Origin of the sequence: Brunnivagina elsteri CCALA 953, from assembly GCF_002289455.1 — a bacterium.
GTDB classification, from domain to species: Bacteria; Cyanobacteriota; Cyanobacteriia; order Cyanobacteriales; family Nostocaceae; genus Brunnivagina; species Brunnivagina elsteri.
Genome location: NZ_NTFS01000102.1, coordinates 1 through 17331, shown reverse-complemented (window position 1 = coordinate 17331; position 17331 = coordinate 1). Strand labels below are relative to the sequence as shown.

At 41.3% G+C, this 17331-nt stretch carries 12 protein-coding genes; 8 read left to right on the top strand and 4 right to left on the bottom strand.

Features of this window, described 5'->3' with window-relative positions:
* Positions 1-1851 (bottom strand): GspE/PulE family protein (locus tag CK510_RS11430; RefSeq protein WP_095721823.1); only part of this gene is annotated, 1851 nt, incomplete at its 3' end.
* A 421-nt stretch (positions 1852-2272) separates the two neighbouring features.
* On the opposite strand from CK510_RS11430, the gene grpE reads away from it, so the two are divergent.
* From grpE to CK510_RS11400, 6 genes are all read left to right on the top strand, one after another.
* Positions 2273-2944: a nucleotide exchange factor GrpE gene (grpE, locus tag CK510_RS11425; protein ID WP_373695797.1), complete on the top strand. Its 672-nt coding sequence runs from the start codon at positions 2273-2275 to the stop codon at positions 2942-2944.
* A gap of 218 nt (positions 2945-3162) precedes the next feature.
* Positions 3163-5121: a molecular chaperone DnaK gene (dnaK, locus tag CK510_RS11420; RefSeq protein WP_095721820.1), complete on the top strand. Its 1959-nt coding sequence runs from the start codon at positions 3163-3165 to the stop codon at positions 5119-5121.
* Positions 5122-5628: 507 nt separating this feature from the next.
* The gene (dnaJ, locus tag CK510_RS11415; RefSeq protein WP_095721819.1) at positions 5629-6780 is read left to right on the top strand and encodes a molecular chaperone DnaJ; all 1152 of its coding nucleotides are present in this window, start codon (positions 5629-5631) and stop codon (positions 6778-6780) included.
* Entirely contained in the window at positions 6777-7031 is a 255-nt protein-coding gene (locus tag CK510_RS11410; RefSeq protein WP_095721818.1) for a sulfurtransferase TusA family protein, read from the top strand. Before dnaJ ends, CK510_RS11410 begins: the two co-directional genes overlap by 4 nt.
* Positions 7031-8125, top strand: a complete 1095-nt coding sequence (gene rsgA / locus CK510_RS11405; protein WP_095721817.1) for a small ribosomal subunit biogenesis GTPase RsgA — start codon at positions 7031-7033, stop codon at positions 8123-8125. Before CK510_RS11410 ends, rsgA begins: the two co-directional genes overlap by 1 nt.
* A 747-nt stretch (positions 8126-8872) precedes the next feature.
* Entirely contained in the window at positions 8873-9772 is a 900-nt protein-coding gene (locus CK510_RS11400; protein WP_095721816.1) for an alpha/beta fold hydrolase, read from the top strand.
* A 1091-nt stretch (positions 9773-10863) separates the two neighbouring features.
* Here the strand turns inward: CK510_RS11400 and CK510_RS11395 are convergent.
* Both CK510_RS11395 and CK510_RS11390 read right to left on the bottom strand, forming a co-directional pair.
* Positions 10864-12291 (bottom strand): LCP family protein, encoded by a 1428-nt coding sequence (locus CK510_RS11395; RefSeq protein WP_095721815.1) that lies wholly within the window; start codon positions 12289-12291, stop codon positions 10864-10866.
* 299 nt (positions 12292-12590) lie between these two features.
* Positions 12591-13037 carry a hypothetical protein gene (locus CK510_RS11390; protein WP_245912069.1) on the bottom strand — a complete coding sequence of 149 codons (447 nt, stop codon included), beginning with the start codon at positions 13035-13037 and terminating at the stop codon, positions 12591-12593.
* A gap of 420 nt (positions 13038-13457) precedes the next feature.
* Between CK510_RS11390 and CK510_RS11385 the strand changes: the two genes are divergently transcribed.
* Positions 13458-14630, top strand: coding sequence for an AI-2E family transporter (locus CK510_RS11385; RefSeq protein ID WP_095721814.1), 1173 nt, complete (start codon positions 13458-13460; stop codon positions 14628-14630).
* Here the strand turns inward: CK510_RS11385 and CK510_RS11380 are convergent.
* Positions 14599-15942: a serpin family protein gene (locus tag CK510_RS11380; RefSeq protein WP_095721813.1), complete on the bottom strand. Its 1344-nt coding sequence runs from the start codon at positions 15940-15942 to the stop codon at positions 14599-14601. The genes CK510_RS11385 and CK510_RS11380 overlap by 32 nt on opposite strands.
* A gap of 409 nt (positions 15943-16351) precedes the next feature.
* Between CK510_RS11380 and CK510_RS11375 the strand changes: the two genes are divergently transcribed.
* A partial coding sequence (locus CK510_RS11375; RefSeq protein ID WP_211293170.1) for a CHASE4 domain-containing protein occupies positions 16352-17331 on the top strand: 980 nt, incomplete at its 3' end.

Below are 17331 nucleotides of genomic sequence, written 5' to 3'. Positions count from 1 at the left end.
ACTACCATCACGTACCAAGTCCAAACTATATGACAGCAAGGTTTTCATCCCTTCTTCAATAGCGACTTCCTTAATACGTTCAGTGGGAGCTTCTCCGTTGATGAGAGTTTGGAGATTTTCAGTAACACGCATGACTTCATAGACCCCACAACGTCCTTTGTAGCCCACACCACCACAGGTTTGGCAAAGCGTATTATTTGCCTTAGCCAATGGAATTTCCTCGTTACTTAGTGCATTTGCCTTGTAAAGAGTTAATCCCACATCTTGGGAAGCCGTCATTCCATAACGAGCCAGTTCTTGTGATGTCGGAGTGTAAGGAATACGACAGTCAACACATACACGACGAACAAGACGTTGTGCCAACACACCAATTAGGGAACTGGACACCATGAAAGGCTCAATACCCATTTCACCCAATCGCGCGATCGCACCAGGTGCATCATTAGTATGTAAAGTTGTCAATACCAAGTGTCCGGTTAATGCCGCTTCAATCGCCGTTTTCGCCGTTTCCTTATCTCGCGTTTCCCCCACCAGCAATACATCAGGGTCTTGTCGCAAAAACGCCCGCAATGCAGTCGCAAAATCTAACCCTTTCTCGCGAATCACCTGTACCTGGGTAATCCCTGGCAAACTATATTCAATCGGGTCTTCTACGGTACTAATATTAATTCCGGGGTCGTTTTTCTCTGAGAGTGCAGAATACAACGATGTCGTTTTACCCGAACCCGTTGGACCTGTAACCAATATCAACCCAAAAGGACGGCTAACCATCTCTTGGACAATCTGCAAAGTTTCCGGGTCGGTAATTAATTTATCCAAACCTAGTTGGGTAGAGGAATTATCTAAAATCCGCAATACAACTTTTTCACCATAACGGCTAGGTAATGTATTCACCCGGAAGTCAACTTTACGCCCATCAAATACCCGCCGAATCCGTCCATCTTGTGGTAATCGACGTTCGGCAATATCCAAATTGGCAATAATTTTAAATCGAGCCGTAACCGCAGGAATAATCTTCTTCGGCAAAGAGTCGAATGCTTCCCGCAAAACCCCATCCTTACGAAAGCGAATCCGTAGATTTTCTTCTTGGGGTTCAATATGAATATCTGATACCTTTTCTTGCAGTGCTTTCGCCAAAATCCGGTTCACCAAATTGATAATAGGCGCATCTTCTGCCCCCTTCATCGCCGAACCTAAATCGGCTTCTGCCTCATCTGGAGCATCAGCTAAGTCAAGGTCACCAAGATTTTCCAAATCCTGGTTAATATCAGTTAATTTTGCTTGCTCTATATGCTTCTGCTTAACTGCCAATTCATCTAGATAGAGATTAATCACCTGCTGGTAATCCTCTTGGGTGATTACCATGCGTTGTAGTGCTAATCCTTGAGGACGCAAAATGCGATTGAGGTCGTCAGAAGCCTCTAAATTATCTGGATCGACCATTGCCACCAAAACAGAAGGTGGGTTTTGGTCATTATTCCGTGAAAGCGGTACTAAATGATGGCGACGGCAGATATCAACCGGGATGAGAGTTTCAATCAAACTACCCACCATTGAATGACCAACTTCGTTAACTTCCGGATCGAGTGACTCAACCCCGTAAAGTATCTTTAGTTCAAAAAGTTGCTGTTTTTTATATAGTCTGAGTAATTCTGGCGACAACTGCCGTCCAGAGATAGATTCAACAATATCGATTAGCGGTCTGCCTGTTTTGCGGCTTTCGATCAAAGCCTGCCGCATTTGTTCGCTATCGACAATGCCAGATTGCACCAGTTTGTTGCCGAAAGGCGAAAACTCTGACCTAGTGGTAAGAGCAGTGCTGCGCCTTTGTTGTGACGACGAGTAAGTCATATATCCGATAGTTGAGTAGCCGAAACCTCTGGTTTAAGTATTCCCAAGCTGCTACCAATAACTTTCATTTTGGCTAAGAAAATATTAAAAATTGCTCAATGGGCAAATAGATATAGTTTCCCATCGGTAATTTTCCTTGACTTCGATCCATACCCAATTCGCCATACCCCATTCCTCAATCAGTACTTTTATGGCAAATTGCACAAATGTACCCTATGGAAAACCGATCTTGGAGCTATGGGCTAACTTGTTTATGATTAGTCACAATGGATGACGGTGATGTGACTTCTGAGCAATTCAATTACCCTAACCCACTAGCCAAGTAAATTATCACCAAATTCAGTACACAATAGTAAACGTCAATAAACTGCTCCCGACTATTACTCAGCAATCAGGAGACTTAACAGAGGTAACGCCAGCAATGAATAGCGACTCACCAGAAATGAATGTAAATATATCTGGCAGCGAAGCGACCGAGCAAGCTGTACCAGGGAATGTAACGATGGATACAAATAATTTATCTCACCCAGACAATGGTGCTACTGCTGAGACAGGAAGTAAAGATTCCGAGACATTAGTTCAGGAATCCCAGCAAATCGAATCGCTCAAATCTCAGGTCGAACAATCCAATAATCAATACATGCGGATTGTGGCGGATTTTGATAATTATCGTAAACGCACAGCTAAGGAAAAAGAAGACCTGGACGTGCAAGTAAAGCGAAATACAATTACAGAATTATTGCCAGTCGTTGATAATTTTGAGCGGGCACGTGCCCATATTAAACCCCAGAACGATGGGGAATTGGCGATTCACAAAAGTTACCAAAGCGTCTATAAGCAATTAGTTGATTGCTTAAAGCGGTTGGGTGTTTCGCCGATGCGTCCAGATGGTCAACCCTTCGATCCAAGCCTTCATGAAGCAGTTATGCGCGAACCTACGGATGAACATCCGGAAGGAACAGTGTTAGAAGAGTTAGTACGCGGATATTTTTTGGGCGATCGCGTGCTACGCCATGCAATGGTCAAAGTCGCGGCTCCAAAGGAAGATACGCCTGATTCTTCTTACGATCAGTCGAGTCCAGCAGATAGTTGAACGCCTTCCTCAACGGGGAAAACCTCCTGTGAGCGTCTAAACTTATTGTCAGTAATCAGTTGACAGCCACAGGCAATTTTGCCTGTGGTAACTTGTTGCTACCAAAATACTGATATTTACTTAGATGTTTGCTAGTAATTTAAATTGCTTGGTGGTTAATTCTCTGAGGTGAAACTACAGCTTCTGGTAGTTAAAACAGTAAAAATACTGAAATATTTATGGGAAAAGTTATTGGGATTGACTTAGGCACTACTAACAGTTGCGTCGCAGTCTTAGAAGGTGGTCAACCAATCGTTATCGCAAATTCCGAAGGTGGAAGAACTACTCCAAGTATTATTGGATTTGGTAAAGGCGGTGAGCGCTTGGTTGGGCAGTTGGCAAAGCGTCAAGCTGTTACAAATGCAGAAAATACTATAAATAGTATTAAAAGATTTATCGGTCGCCGTTGGGAAGATACTCAACCCGACCACTCGCGGGTTCCTTATCAATGTATCAAAGGTCGCGATGATACTGTTGATGTACAAATTCGCGGACGGAACTACACCCCTCAAGAAATCTCAGCAATGATTCTGCAAAAACTTAAGCAGGATGCCGAGAATTTTTTGGGTGAAGTTGTCACCCAGGCAGTAATTACCGTACCTGCTTATTTTACAGATGCCCAACGTCAAGCTACCAAAGACGCTGGTACGATCGCAGGTTTGGAAGTGTTGCGGATTATTAATGAACCTACCGCAGCTGCTTTGGCTTTTGGTTTGGAAAAAAAGGATCAAGAGCAGTTAATTCTGGTTTTTGACCTTGGTGGTGGGACGTTTGACGTATCTATTCTCCAATTGGGGGATGGTGTATTTGAAGTGAAAGCAGCCTGCGGCAACAATCACCTTGGTGGCGATGATTTCGATCATGTGATTGTTGAGTGGATGATTGAAACTTTCAAACAAGAGGAACAGATTGACCTGGCACAGGACAAAATGGCGCTGCAACGCCTGCGGGAAGCTGCGGAGAAGGCAAAAATAGAGCTTTCTAATATGGGTAGTACTTCGATTAATTTGCCATTCATCACGGCTGATGCAACGGGTCCTAAGCATTTAGAAACGGAACTCAGTCGCTCCAAATTTGAAGAATTGGCAAGCAATTTAGTCATCGCTACCGTCGAACCAATGGCACAAGCGCTCAAAGATGCTGAGTTGAAACCCGAAAATATCGACAAAATTATTTTGGTCGGTGGTTCAACTCGCATTCCTGCCGTTCAAAATGCTTTAATGAAGTTTTTTAACGGCAAAGCCCCCGATCGCTCGATTAATCCTGATGAGGCTGTTGCCCTAGGTGCTGCAATTCAAGCTGGGGTATTAGGTGGGGAAGTTGACAATTTGCTCCTGCTGGATATCACCCCGCTTTCGTTGGGAATTGAAACCCTGGGTGAGGTTTTTACCAAAATTATTGAGCGCAACACCACAATTCCGACTAGCAAATCTCAAGTTTTCTCAACTGCGATCGATGGGCAAACATCGGTGGAAATTCACGTTCTCCAAGGGGAACGGGCAATGGCTCGCGATAATAAGAGTCTGGGTAAGTTTTTACTTACAGGGATTCCCCCCGCAGCCCGTGGAGTGCCCCAAATCGAAGTATCCTTTGAAATCGATGTCAACGGTATTCTCCAAGTTGGGGCGCAGGATAAGGGAACTGGTAGGGAGCAAAGTGTTCGCATTACCAATACGGGTGGTTTAAGTTCCAGCGAAGTCGAAAAAATGCGCCTTGAAGCTGATGCTTTTGCTGAAGATGATAGAAAGCGGATTGAGTTGGTCGCACTGAAGAACCAAGCAGATAATTTGCTACATAGTTATGAGTCAACTCTCAAAGATAACGGGAACTTGGTCAGCGATTCGATCAAAGCTCAAGTGGAGCAAAAAGTTTCGTTTCTACGAGATGCAATGGGGGATACAAACGTCTCGATTGATGACTTGAAGCAACGGTTGGATGATTTCCAGCAAACACTATTCGCACTGGGAGCTGAAGTTTATAACCGTGCCAGTAGCCAGCCTGGTGAGATTGTCGATATTGCTGATAATTCCATCAGTTTTGAGGCAGGCGGTAGTATAAATGGAGATGTGATACCTCAGTTTAATTTTGATTTTGAGGAAGAAGGTAGTTTGCAAGCGGATTATGAAGCGATTGATTAATTGAGGGCAGACAGCAGAAGGCAGAAGGCAGAAGGAAATAAAATATCTATTTTTATCTCTGTCTTCCCTTTTACCATGAGAGTCTAACTTCTAATTTTTTAGAGAGATAATTTACCGGGTTGTCTCTACTGCGATTCTCCCTAAATTTTGTTTAACGGATAACATTGCCGAGGCTTTCGAGTCTGGGCAATGTTATGTTTATATAGCGATCGCAAATTATATTTTCTCCATAAATCTCAATAAATCTCAATCATCAGATCAACACCTGGTGAAGCAGGCGGTTTTCCACACCCAATCGGTGCGGCTAGCCCCTCTGCTTCTCTGGCTGAGGTTTTGCTTACTAGGTAGCACAATTGTAAAAGAGATAGCCTCCCTTTTTCTATATTATTTATTTGCGATCGTTTGAAAAGGTAAAAGGTAAAATTTACTATTAATAAAACTTAACTCTTGCCTTCTGAAAGCGTAAACTTAGCTCTTCTACCCTCTAACCCTCATCTTTAATACTCTATGGCTCGTGATTATTATGAAACTCTAGGTGTCGCTCGTGATGCCGACAAAGACGAAATCAAAAGCGCTTACCGCCGTTTAGCCCGGAAGTATCACCCAGATGTGAACAAAGAACCGGGTGCAGAGGAGCGTTTTAAAGAAATAAATCGTGCTTATGAAGTACTTTCGGAACCGGAAGTTCGCGCTCGTTACGATCGCTTCGGTCCTGATGGTGTAAATGCTGGCGCTGGTGCTGGTTATCAAGATGTCGGCGACATGGGAGGTTTTGCTGATATCTTTGAAAGCATTTTCAGTGGCTTTGCTGGCGGCGGGATGGGGGGTCCAACACAACAACAACAACGTCGTCGTAGTGGACCAGTACGCGGTGATGACCTCCAACTCGACCTCAAATTGGATTTTCGAGAAGCAGTATTTGGTGGCGAAAAGCAAATTCGGATTGCCCATCTGGAAACTTGCGAAGTTTGTAGTGGTACGGGAGCAAAACCAGGTACACGCCCCCGTACATGTTCAACATGTACAGGTAGCGGACAAGTTCGCCGCATTACAAGAACGCCTTTTGGTAGTTTCACCCAAGTATCAACTTGTCCGACCTGTAATGGTACAGGGATGGTAATCGAAGATAAATGCGATGCTTGTGGTGGTAAAGGCACTAATCAAGTTGCAAAACAACTGAAAATAACAATTCCAGCAGGTGTTTATGACGGTTTGCGTCTGCGGATACCTGGAGAGGGCGACGCTGGACAAAGAAGTGGTCCATCTGGGGATTTATATGTCCAGCTAACAGTTAATGAAGATAAAGAATTCCAACGGGAAGACCTAAATATCCGTTCGACTATTACTATTAGCTATCTCCAAGCAATTTTAGGCTGTCGATTGCAGGTAAATACGGTGGATGGGCTGGAAGAAATGACGATTTTACCTGGAACCCAACCCTATACAGTATTTCCACTCGAAAATCATGGCGTACCGAAGTTGGGTAATCCCGTCAGTCGCGGCGATCAGTTAGTAACTGTACTAATTGATATCCCGAATCCGACAAAGTTAACCCCTGAGGAGAGAAAATTACTCGAAGAACTCGCTAAAATAAGAGGAGAACGCACTGGTAAAGGCGGTCTTGAAGGTTTCTTGGGAAATTTTTTCCACCAACGATGAGTGTATCTTCCTTTTTATCTCCCGATGCTCAATTGGACTTACGCGGTACTCCCTGTCCGATAAATTTTGTCCGCACAAAATTATACCTGGAGAAAATGACAACTGGCAGTTTGCTGGAAGTTTGGCTCGATCCGGGTGAGCCAATTGAGCAAGTTCCCGACAGTTTGACAATGGCTGGTTACAAAGTCGAACAGATTACTGACTGTTCCGACTATTTTTCCTTGTTGGTTCGTCGTCCGGTTAGTGCCTAATGGAAGCAGAAGGTTTGGCTGCTAACGGACGGTTGGTTGGTACGGTGGTTGCCGTACAGGCGAATTTTTATCAGGTTCATCTAGATTTAGCAGGGGAGAGGGAAAAGGGAGAAATTTTATCTCTTAATTCCCCCATGCTCCTCTGTACCCGCAGAACCCGATTAAAGAAAATTGGTCAACAGGTGATGGTAGGCGATCGCGTTATTGTTGACCAACTCGATTGGGGTGGGGAACGAGGTGCTATTTCCGAGGTTATACCACGCCACAGTGAATTAGACCGTCCTGCGATCGCAAATGTAAATCAAATTCTTTTGGTGTTCGCTGTTGCCGATCCACCTTTGGAACCCTACCAACTCAGCCGTTTTCTAATCAAGGCTGAATCTACGGGTTTGGATGTGGTTTTGTGTCTAAATAAATGCGATTTAATTTCTGCGGATGAACAAGATAACATTAAGCAGCGTTTATCTGGTTGGGGTTATCAACCTCTTTTTATCAGTACTTATAATAGTATCAATATAGACTTTATATACGGTCAGTTAAAAGATAAAATTACTGTATTTGCAGGTGCTTCGGGTGTTGGCAAATCGAGTTTAATTAATACATTGATTCCCGGTGTAAATATCCGTGTTAATGAAGTTTCGGGTAAATTGGCTAGAGGTCGTCATACTACCCGTCATGTGCAATTATTTGAATTACCGAGTGCTGGTTTGCTTGCAGATACTCCCGGTTTTAATCAACCCGATTTAGATTGTCATCCAGAGGATTTAGCCTATTATTTCCCGGAAGCAAGACAACGGTTAGCGAATGGTAATTGTAGGTTTAGCGATTGTTCCCATCGAGATGAACCGGATTGTGTCGTTAGGGGGAATTGGGAACGTTACGACCATTATTTGCTGTTTTTAGAAGAAGCGATTATTCGGCAAACTCAACTTCACCAGCAAGCTGATCCAGAATCGAATATGAAGTTAAAAACTAAAGGCAAAGGCAAAAGCGGGTACGAACCCAAACTAGAAACGAAAAAATACCGACAAAAATCTCGACGAACTCAGTTACAAGAATTACAGAACCGATATCGCGATCGCGATGATGAATGAATAAGAATTAAATCGAGATGGGCTATGGGATGTTTTTATTTGTTTGCTTGTAGGGTATTCTGACTCAGTAATTATTGTTAAATTTTGACAGATAAATATTTTTATTTTTCTAAGGTTAAATACTGATATATGAAAATAAAACTGTAAAATTAATTAGATAACTCCACAGAAAGAAATGCTCAATGTCATTCTGAGGAACGTACGCGCTCGCTTCGCGTTGCCGCAGGCTAGAATCTCGCGGAGATGCTACTCTACGAGAACGCGTTCGCGCAGCGTGTCGCTTTGCGACTCAGCGCGTACGCACCCTGCGGGTAGACGCGCAAGCGGCTTCTGTAAGTAGCAAGCTACAGCATGACAACACAGGATCATTCATTTTGTGGCTTATTCTTAGTGTTATTGCTCTCTTAAAATTAAACTCAAAAAAGTTATATTTATTATTAAAATAATGCGAATAAATAGGGGCAATTTACGGAGATACGAACTTGATTCGCAAAAATCGATACTGCTAAACTAAAGCCATAACACAATAAGCAGAGCTTAAGGGAAAAAAAAAATACATTCTCCACAATTGTAGGGGTCTCCCCACCCTTCGCGTGATAGTGTTGGTAAGTGTATAATTGGAAAATTTTATTTTCTGGAAGTCCCTAACATCAAGAATGCGATCGCAAACAGTTTAGTGATACTGATTTATTTATAAAATTAAATCAATTTAAACAAATAAAAACTTATATATTTAATTCATAACCCATGACCCTATCAGCTTCAATTCCAACACTTTCCTCATCCCAAACCTGGATTTGGCGAGGTTTTCCCATTTGCTATCAAACTCAAGGTAGCACAGGACCTGCGGTTGTTTTCATACATGGTTTTGGTGCATCCTGGTATCATTGGCGAAAAAATATTCCCGCACTAGCAGAAAATAGTCGTGTTTTTGCGATCGATTTGATTGGGTTTGGTGGTTCTGCCAAGCCAAAACCAAATGATGAAATAGATTATACATTCGATACTTGGGGACAACAAATAGCTGATTTTTGTCGCGAAGTTATCGGAGAACCTGCTTTTTTGGTGGGTAATTCGATTGGTTGTATTGTAGCAATGCAAGCTGCTGTAGATAATCCAGATATTGCCCGTGGAATCGCTTTGTTGAATTGTTCGCTGCGGTTGTTACACGATCGCAAACGGGAAACATTACCTTGGTATCGTCGCTCAGGTACGCCATTATTACAAAAGGTATTAGCCATACCATCTATAGGAAATTTCTTTTTTAACCAAATTGCCAAACCGAAGGTAGTCCGCAAGATATTATTACAAGCTTACCCTAATTCTGAGGCTGTTACCGACGAGTTAGTTGATATTTTGATGGCTCCAGCTAGCGACCCCGGTGCGGCTGCCGTATTCCTCGCATTCACCGCTTATTCGAGTGGTCCCTTACCAGAGGACTTATTCCCCAAATTGCCTTGTTCGGCAATCATTCTCTGGGGTGCAGCAGACCCTTGGGAACCGATAGAATTAGGTAGAGCATTTGCTGAGTATCCCCAGGTATTAAAGTTTATCCCCCTTGAAGGGGTTGGTCATTGTCCCCAGGATGAAGCACCTGAGATTGTCAATCCGATTTTGAAAGATTGGATTAACGAGCAAACCAAATAATTTTATCCAGAATTTTATAATGTAGAGACGCGATACATCGCGTCTCTCTGTATATATTATTTTATTATTCGTGATTTTAGATTGATTTGAGGAAATGCGATATGCCTTTGGCATTAAGCTCCGCTTATCGCAATCTCCCGTAGGTTGGGTGAAACCCAACACATGATATGAGGAAAACAGAAATTATTCCAACAACTAAATACATAACTCAATACTTAAAATTAACTCTTCAAATATTGAATAAAATGTTGGGTTACGGCGCAAATATATATCTATCAATTCGCTTAATCTATCTCTCTTGCGCCTGCACCCAACCTACGAATCGATGCGATTATACTAAAATATCATCCCAGCATTTTTACCGAAAAAATTTATACAGATTTATTAAATTTCTATAATCTACCTCGGCATAAACCGAGGGTGAATCAAAATACAATATTCAAAAATATGGTGTTAACACTGTTCTAATCTTAATGAAAAATCAGTTAAAAACACTTTGTAGATGGGAGATTAACCCTTTATTAAGCAAATATAGACCCTCAGACCCGTTATTAATACCAGAACGTAAAGTGGTATTAGATAAGCCACATTACATAATGGCTAGTAACAGTTGGCTGCGGTTTCATAGAAATCCTCAGAAAAGAAATTGAAAAAGTGTAGCCACTGTCCTAGTGCGATCCCAATCCCTCGTAGCGACTGTCTTGAAAATCAAGCGATCCCAAAAAAGATTTTGAGCAAGTGCGATACGCTTCCAGCGTTAAGCTCCGCTTATCGCAATCCCTCGTAGGTTGGGTGGAGGCTTTGCGGAACCCAACACATGATATAAAGAAAACAGAAATTATTTAAACAACCAAATAATTAATTCAACGATAAAAATTGACGCTTCAAATATTGTATAAAATGTTGGGTCACGGCGCAAATATAGATTTATCAATTCGCCTCACATATCTCTCTTGCGTCTCCACCCAACCTACAATAAAACGAGAAAAAATACTTAGAGTGACAACGCTCTAAGTATTTTTTTAGGCATGAATTGGTATTGACCATTGCATTTGAATTCGCGATGAACTTATGCCAATGGTTGTTGCAAACTACTTTTTCAGCGATTCTTCCAAGGAATTAAGTTTTTGTACCCAATCTTTACCAACTTGGATACTAACATCGGAACCCAGGTTTCCTGTACTTTCAACTCTAACTTCACCAAAACCGATCGCATCGCGAATAATTTCCGCACTACTATTATCACCCTGCTGGGCGACAAGGTGGGTCACTTGTAATGGTTCACCCGAATGTTTGGCAATGTAAACGTTGCGATAACCAGCTTTTTCTAAGGTTCTGATTAAGGGTTGAAGGTTGGTTTTTTCATCCCCAGTGCTATCTTGAACGGCAATACGCAGGGAAGTATTTTCCTGGTTATTTGCTTGGGTATTTGTTTGGGCATTTGTTTGTAAGTCAAAATGCTGTGCCATTGTTTTGGCAATGCGGTTTTTGTTGGGTATCCAATAACTCGCATCAAATTCATTTTTCTCACTAAATCTACCGGGAACCATTAATTGCAAGATGTTTGAGCGGTTGGTACGTGCCCCATATCCAGCTAATGCTAATAATTCTTCGACTGTTAGATTGGTATCGATATGTTCTTTAACGACATTCAATATATCCGGTAAGCGCGTCAGAGTTGCAGGATTAAGAGTTTGATCCATTAATGCCCGCATTACCATTTGTTGACGCTGAATTCGACCAATATCACCATTTTCATCATGACGATAGCGTAACAGTTGCAAAGCTTTGTTACCGTCGAGATGTTGCTGACCTTTTTTCAAGTTAATGTAAAGATGCTGGGAATCATCTTGATATTTCAAGTCTTTGGGTACGTAAACATCTACCCCTCCCAATGCGTCGATGAGTTTGCCAACACCTAAGACGTTGATGCGAATGTAGCGGTCAATTCCCACCCCATCAAGTAGGTTGCTGACGCTTTTTGCTGTTAAAGCTGGTCCACCATGAACATTGGCAGAGTTAATTTTTTTCACCCCATGTCCTTCGACTTCAACGCGGGAATCGCGGGGAATCGACAGCATTTTTAAATTTTTCTTTTCTGGATCGAACCGAATCAGCAACATGACATCGGCAAGTCCATCAAAGGAATTGACTTGGGGGAGATAGCGTAGACCTTTTGTTTCCGAGGGAGGATTTTGCACATCGGGAGGAAGTACACTCATCCCCATCACCAGGATGTTAACAGGACGGGTTAATTCAGAAAAGCGTAACCCACTTCCCGAAATGCGATCGCCATCAAAAACTGCTGCTTCTCCGGGACTAAGTTTTGCCTGCATCAGTGGAGTGCTGCTCAAAGAAACAGCCAGAAGTGCCCCTGCTGTTGCCGATATCATTGCAATACCACTCATTCCCACCCAAAACCACAGCCAACGACCTGATTTAGTGGCAATTTTTTTGTCATCGGGGGTTGAAGTATCGCTTGAATGATTTTCTTCTGCCGAAGTTCTTTGAATGGTCACTGACTTCCTCACACTTTAAAAATAAATAGTATTCACCGAGTTTGATTTAAACACCCAGATGTTTTTTGGTAACAATAGCTAATTCTTAGATTATTAATGCTAAATTTTGTACTTTCGTGTTGACCAAAATACTTATAACAGTATTTCTCCTCTTTTTTCTGTTCTTTGTTCAGCAAATCCGGAGATGTTTCCTTGCAGTATGGCAAGATTTTATCCAATCTGCCTAGCTTTATCAGCATATACTGAGACAAAATAGGGTAAATAAGTGTAACTACTGAAGTATATAACGTGCTTATTAATTAAGAAGTATATTTACGTATTACTCGTTCGGCAAAGCGGCTCAATCCAGGTACACGCTGCTTTTTGCCTCGAACAGCATTAAGGATTAACCAAACGCTGACCAAAAAGTAACCTGAAGTCAGAAACGTATTAAGAATTTGTAGACGCAGTGCCAAAAAATCTGATGTTTGCTCTGCCCCGGTTGCTAGCATCAGGTATCCGACTATCCAAGCGAGCGCTAGGGTTATAGACAGCCGACTTACGGTTAGTTGTTCCCTTGTTCCCTGACGGGTGTATAAAGTCCAGAGTGAGGGAAAAAATCCGACGACGGGAATTAGATACAATATTAATTGTAAAGCGGATGTGCTGTCCCTGGTTTTGGTAGCTTGGGTAATTAAGTTTTCAGCGATTAAGTCTTGGTCATCCTGATTTGGGTAGGAATTGTTAGGCATTTTTTGATTTTTCATGTTTTTTTGATGGAAATAGTGCAATCCTGAGTTAGACAGATGTATCTAAGACGCTTAGTTAGAGATAATAAGTAATAGAGAGAGTTCCTAAGCAAACAGAAGTCTAAACATTACTGCATAATTATAGACAAAACTATACATTATGTTCTATGTACAAACCTTCAGAATTTGCTAAAAAAATAGTTGTGGTCCATGTCAATTAAGTATTGATAGAGATTTAAACACTGCAATAAATCTCTCTCTTATTTAGCTAGGACAATATGTTGTTTTAGCTAGTACACGGATGGCTAAACCGTGTCTGGACGTAGAGGGTTCTGAAGCCGACTTCACCCGTTGAAACGTCAAGTAAAGGAAGGATGTCACGAGATGTCAATAGTTTACATAGCAGATATTTATTCAGTTGTATCCCGTAATCGGCAGATGCAGACACGCAAGCTCCTCGACTGGTGGCAAAAACTAACACCGTTAGTACGATTTCTCGCGATCGCGCTTTTAGCTCCCTTGCTCGTTTTAAATGGATGGGCAATTTCGGCAATTTTTGATTATTTCCACTCATTGATTGTCATTTTAGTCGGAGCATCAGTGCTAGCGTTTCTGCTTAACTATCCCGTAAGTTGGATGGAACGCCACGGTGCCAAACGCGAACCAGTCGCAATATTAGTGTTTTTACTAGCTTTGTCTATTTTATTGGCATTAGGTGTAACACTGTTTCCTTTGGCACTGACACAAGCACAACAATTAGTAGCACGGATTCCCGAATTGATCGATTCCGGGCGATCGCAATTGATGCTCTTAAACGAAAAAGCTGACATTTTTGGCTTACCCATTAACCTAGATGCTTTGCTGGTTCAAATCAACGATCGCGTCAAAGGTCAATTGCAAGCTATAGCTGGACAAGTTCTGAATTTAGCTGTAATAACCGTTACTAGTTTGTTAGATATCCTACTGACTATGGTACTAACTTTCTATTTGTTACAGCACGGTGACGAACTTTGGCACAGTCTTGTTGATTGGCTACCAACGAAATTTCGCGAACCGTTCTCAGAAACGCTTCGCATGAGTTTTCAAAATTTCTTTATCACCCAGCTAATAATTTCAACCTGCATGGCTTCAGCTTTGATTCCGACGTTTTTATGGCTGAAAGTTCCATTTGGGTTGTTATTTGGCTTGACAATAGGGCTAATGGCACTTATTCCCTATGGTGGTTCGGTAGGTATTGCAATGACAACATCGTTGGTAGCGCTGCAAGATTTCTCAATGGGGGGAAGAGTTCTAATTGCGGCGGTAATTGTCCAACAAATTCTCGAAAACTTGATTGCACCCCGGATTTTGGGTAGTTTTACTGGCTTAAATCCTGTTTGGCTACTGGTTTCGGTTCTAACTGGAGCGAGAATTGGCGGGCTTTTGGGGGTAATTTTGGCTGTTCCTACTGCTGTGGTTGTCAAAACTGCCTTGAGTGCCCTGAGAAGTCCGAATAGTAGTGAAATAGATGTAAGTACAAGTGAAAGTATTGTGGTATCGGAGGTAGCTGCACCTGGTAGCAGTGAATCATCACCACTTTCTAAGACTGTGGCTTCGCAATTGAACCCATAAATAAGATGCTGCCTGTTTGATTATCGCGAATGCAGGCAAAAAATGGGCGATCGACTATCATTTCAAATGGTTTGATTGCTGGTTCAAATGCCGATGTCAAGACCATTTCGACGGAAGTGGCTGCTGCTGCTTCCGTTCCTTCTTCATTTACTTCTACAAAGGTTTTATGCTTTACCTCGCTGATACTAAGGTTTTTAGCTATGCCAGAAAAGTCAGCTTTATTACTAAATGCTTCACCCATACCTAAGGCTTTTAATGCATCATTCAGGGTGATTTCATAATCCATTTTTAAGCGGGGTAAACGAATCGAACCTTGGCGTTTACTAAATTGTGTCATCCATTTGTCCCAATTTTCGGCGTTTAATGTTGAGTAAAACGCAGTTAAGTTAGAATCTTTTTTGGGTGAATCTTTTTTGGGTAGAAATACATAAAAGCTAATTCTGCCATCTTTGCCATAGGGTAAACTGATTGCTTGGAATTGCTCATTTTCTAAGTATTTGTAATCACCATTTTGTGACATCATTGGATGTGGTTTTTGCTGACCTGATGCGGCAAAAAATGGGTATTCTTTGGTTTGATTTTTGTCGAATTTCTCCGTCCAATTACCCTTAAAATAAATGGCGTTAATCAGGAGTAAAAGCTGGTCTGGACTGAGTTCTTGAACTATTTCCTCAATTTTGCCATTAGTATTATCTTTGACCCAAGTATTAATGATATTGGGTGCGTTGGCATCATTAAAGTCTAAATTTGTGACTTTCGCTTGGTAAAATTCGCGATTGCGCTGGAGAAAATCGGGATTCAAGGTAGCGTCTTGATTTGCCCAGAGAGAATTTGCGATCGCGAGTTTTACTTGAGGATCGGGATTTTCCAGAAGCGCTTTTAAAGCTGCATTTGAGGAGTTAATTTGTTGCAGACTTAATCCCTGTAATTCTAACGTATGCGCGATCGCTTGTTGTGTCGAACCGTTAGCACCGTTATAAGTCATTGCTAAAGCCATTGCTATACTCGATGGCGAAACAAATACATTAGTATTAGTGTCTGATTTCAAAATCTCTGAAAAAAGCTTGAAACCAAACTTAGTATTTGCAGCGACAAGTTTCGTATCGGGTTTTGCGGTCGGATTTGACATGGGGGATTCTGTACGAGGTTGATATGACTCAGCTACAGCAGTATTATCACCATTAATTGCCGAACATCCCAACATTCCCATGAGAACAACACTAGCTGCCGCAAGTGCGTATCTTCTCCCCAAACTCACTCCATAACGTCGTTGTAAAAAAATTTCGCGAGCATTAGTCTTTTTCTGTTTCATTCTCTCACCCCTCGAGTATTCTGCGGTTCGCAAGCTATGTCAAGTTGCCAGAACGGGAATTATTCTCGGCAAGTGACTCACCGTCTTTGCTTATGACTATGACATCCAAAGTAGCTTTGTGATTAAGTGGTTACAGTTTTAGCAACGGTTCTTTTAATCTTTCTGCAACAAATATTTGAGGGTTAGTAACTGTCTAATATCCCCTTCATATCCCCGACTTTTCAAACATGTTGAGGATATTATTTCAGCAACCGTAATAGCACGTAATTATCTTTGTTTTAATTATTCTAACTTTTTGTCTAAATTTATACAATTTAATTGTTAGTTAGATGTGTTTTTAGGGAACTTTATATTTATCGGTTAAAGAAAAAGTGTCCTTAAACAAAGACTTTGAAGGTGCGATCGCATTATGAAATTACGACAAAAGACTTTATTAATTGTCAACGCAACATTAGCAGGTTTAATTGGGGTTATCTATTTTACCTCATCAGGAATTTTGACGGGGAGTATTCGTAAAGCAGAAGAGAACGAAGCACAGCAGACAGTTAAAGGTGTACAAAATCTCTTAGCACAATATCAGGAAAGTTTTCGCGATCGCTATGCAGATTGGTCAGCTTGGGATGATACTTATCAATTTATTCAAAATAAAAATCAGGAATATATTAAAACCAATTTAATACCGAAGCAATTGACTATTTTAAAAGCAAATTATATGGCATATGTCAATCTATCTGGGGAAACAATTTACAGTACTGGCTATGATGAGAAGCTGAAAACTGTCTTAGCGATACCACCAGAATTAAACTCACGGATTGGAAATAAAGACGATTTATTACTGAAGCGACCTGATATTACTACAAAGCATACAGGTATGATGTTATTGTCAACAGGTCCAATCTGGATAACTTCCCAACCTATTTTAACAAGTGATGCGGAAGGACCAGCAAGAGGTTCTTTAATTATTGGACGAAGAATTGACAAAAACATGATTGAGCAGCTTTCAAAGTTAGCGCGTTTACCACTCCAACTTTATCAATTGGATGATAAACAATTACCTGCGGAAATTAAAAGTATTTTTCCTAAACTTTCACAACAGAAAAACATTGCGGTTCAACCTTTAAGTGAAGAGAAACTAGCAGGATATTTATTAATTAATGATATTGATGGTAAACCTGGAGTAATTTTACAAGTTGATATTCCGAGAAATACCTATCAACAAGGAAAAGCCAGCTTAAACTACTTAATTATTAGTTTGATTCTGGCTGGGTTAGTATTTGACGCAGTTGTAATATTTTTGCTTGAACGTTCTATTTTGTCACGGATGGCAATGTTAGTTACTGGTGTAACTCAAGTTCGTGATACAAATGATTTAGCGCTACGTTTGTCGAT

Bases quoted from the DNA above. Each gene is read 5' to 3' on its own strand.
- CK510_RS11380 (WP_095721813.1), bottom strand. From the start codon at position 15,942: ATGAAACAGAAAAAGACTAATGCTCGCGAAATTTTTTTACAACGACGT.
- dnaJ (WP_095721819.1), top strand. From the start codon at position 5,629: ATGGCTCGTGATTATTATGAAACTCTAGGTGTCGCTCGTGATGCCGAC.
- CK510_RS11410 (WP_095721818.1), top strand. From the start codon at position 6,777: ATGAGTGTATCTTCCTTTTTATCTCCCGATGCTCAATTGGACTTACGC.
- dnaK (WP_095721820.1), top strand. From the start codon at position 3,163: ATGGGAAAAGTTATTGGGATTGACTTAGGCACTACTAACAGTTGCGTC.
- CK510_RS11385 (WP_095721814.1), top strand. From the start codon at position 13,458: ATGCAGACACGCAAGCTCCTCGACTGGTGGCAAAAACTAACACCGTTA.
- CK510_RS11390 (WP_245912069.1), bottom strand. From the start codon at position 13,037: ATGAAAAATCAAAAAATGCCTAACAATTCCTACCCAAATCAGGATGAC.
- CK510_RS11400 (WP_095721816.1), top strand. From the start codon at position 8,873: ATGACCCTATCAGCTTCAATTCCAACACTTTCCTCATCCCAAACCTGG.
- grpE (WP_373695797.1), top strand. From the start codon at position 2,273: ATGAATAGCGACTCACCAGAAATGAATGTAAATATATCTGGCAGCGAA.
- rsgA (WP_095721817.1), top strand. From the start codon at position 7,031: ATGGAAGCAGAAGGTTTGGCTGCTAACGGACGGTTGGTTGGTACGGTG.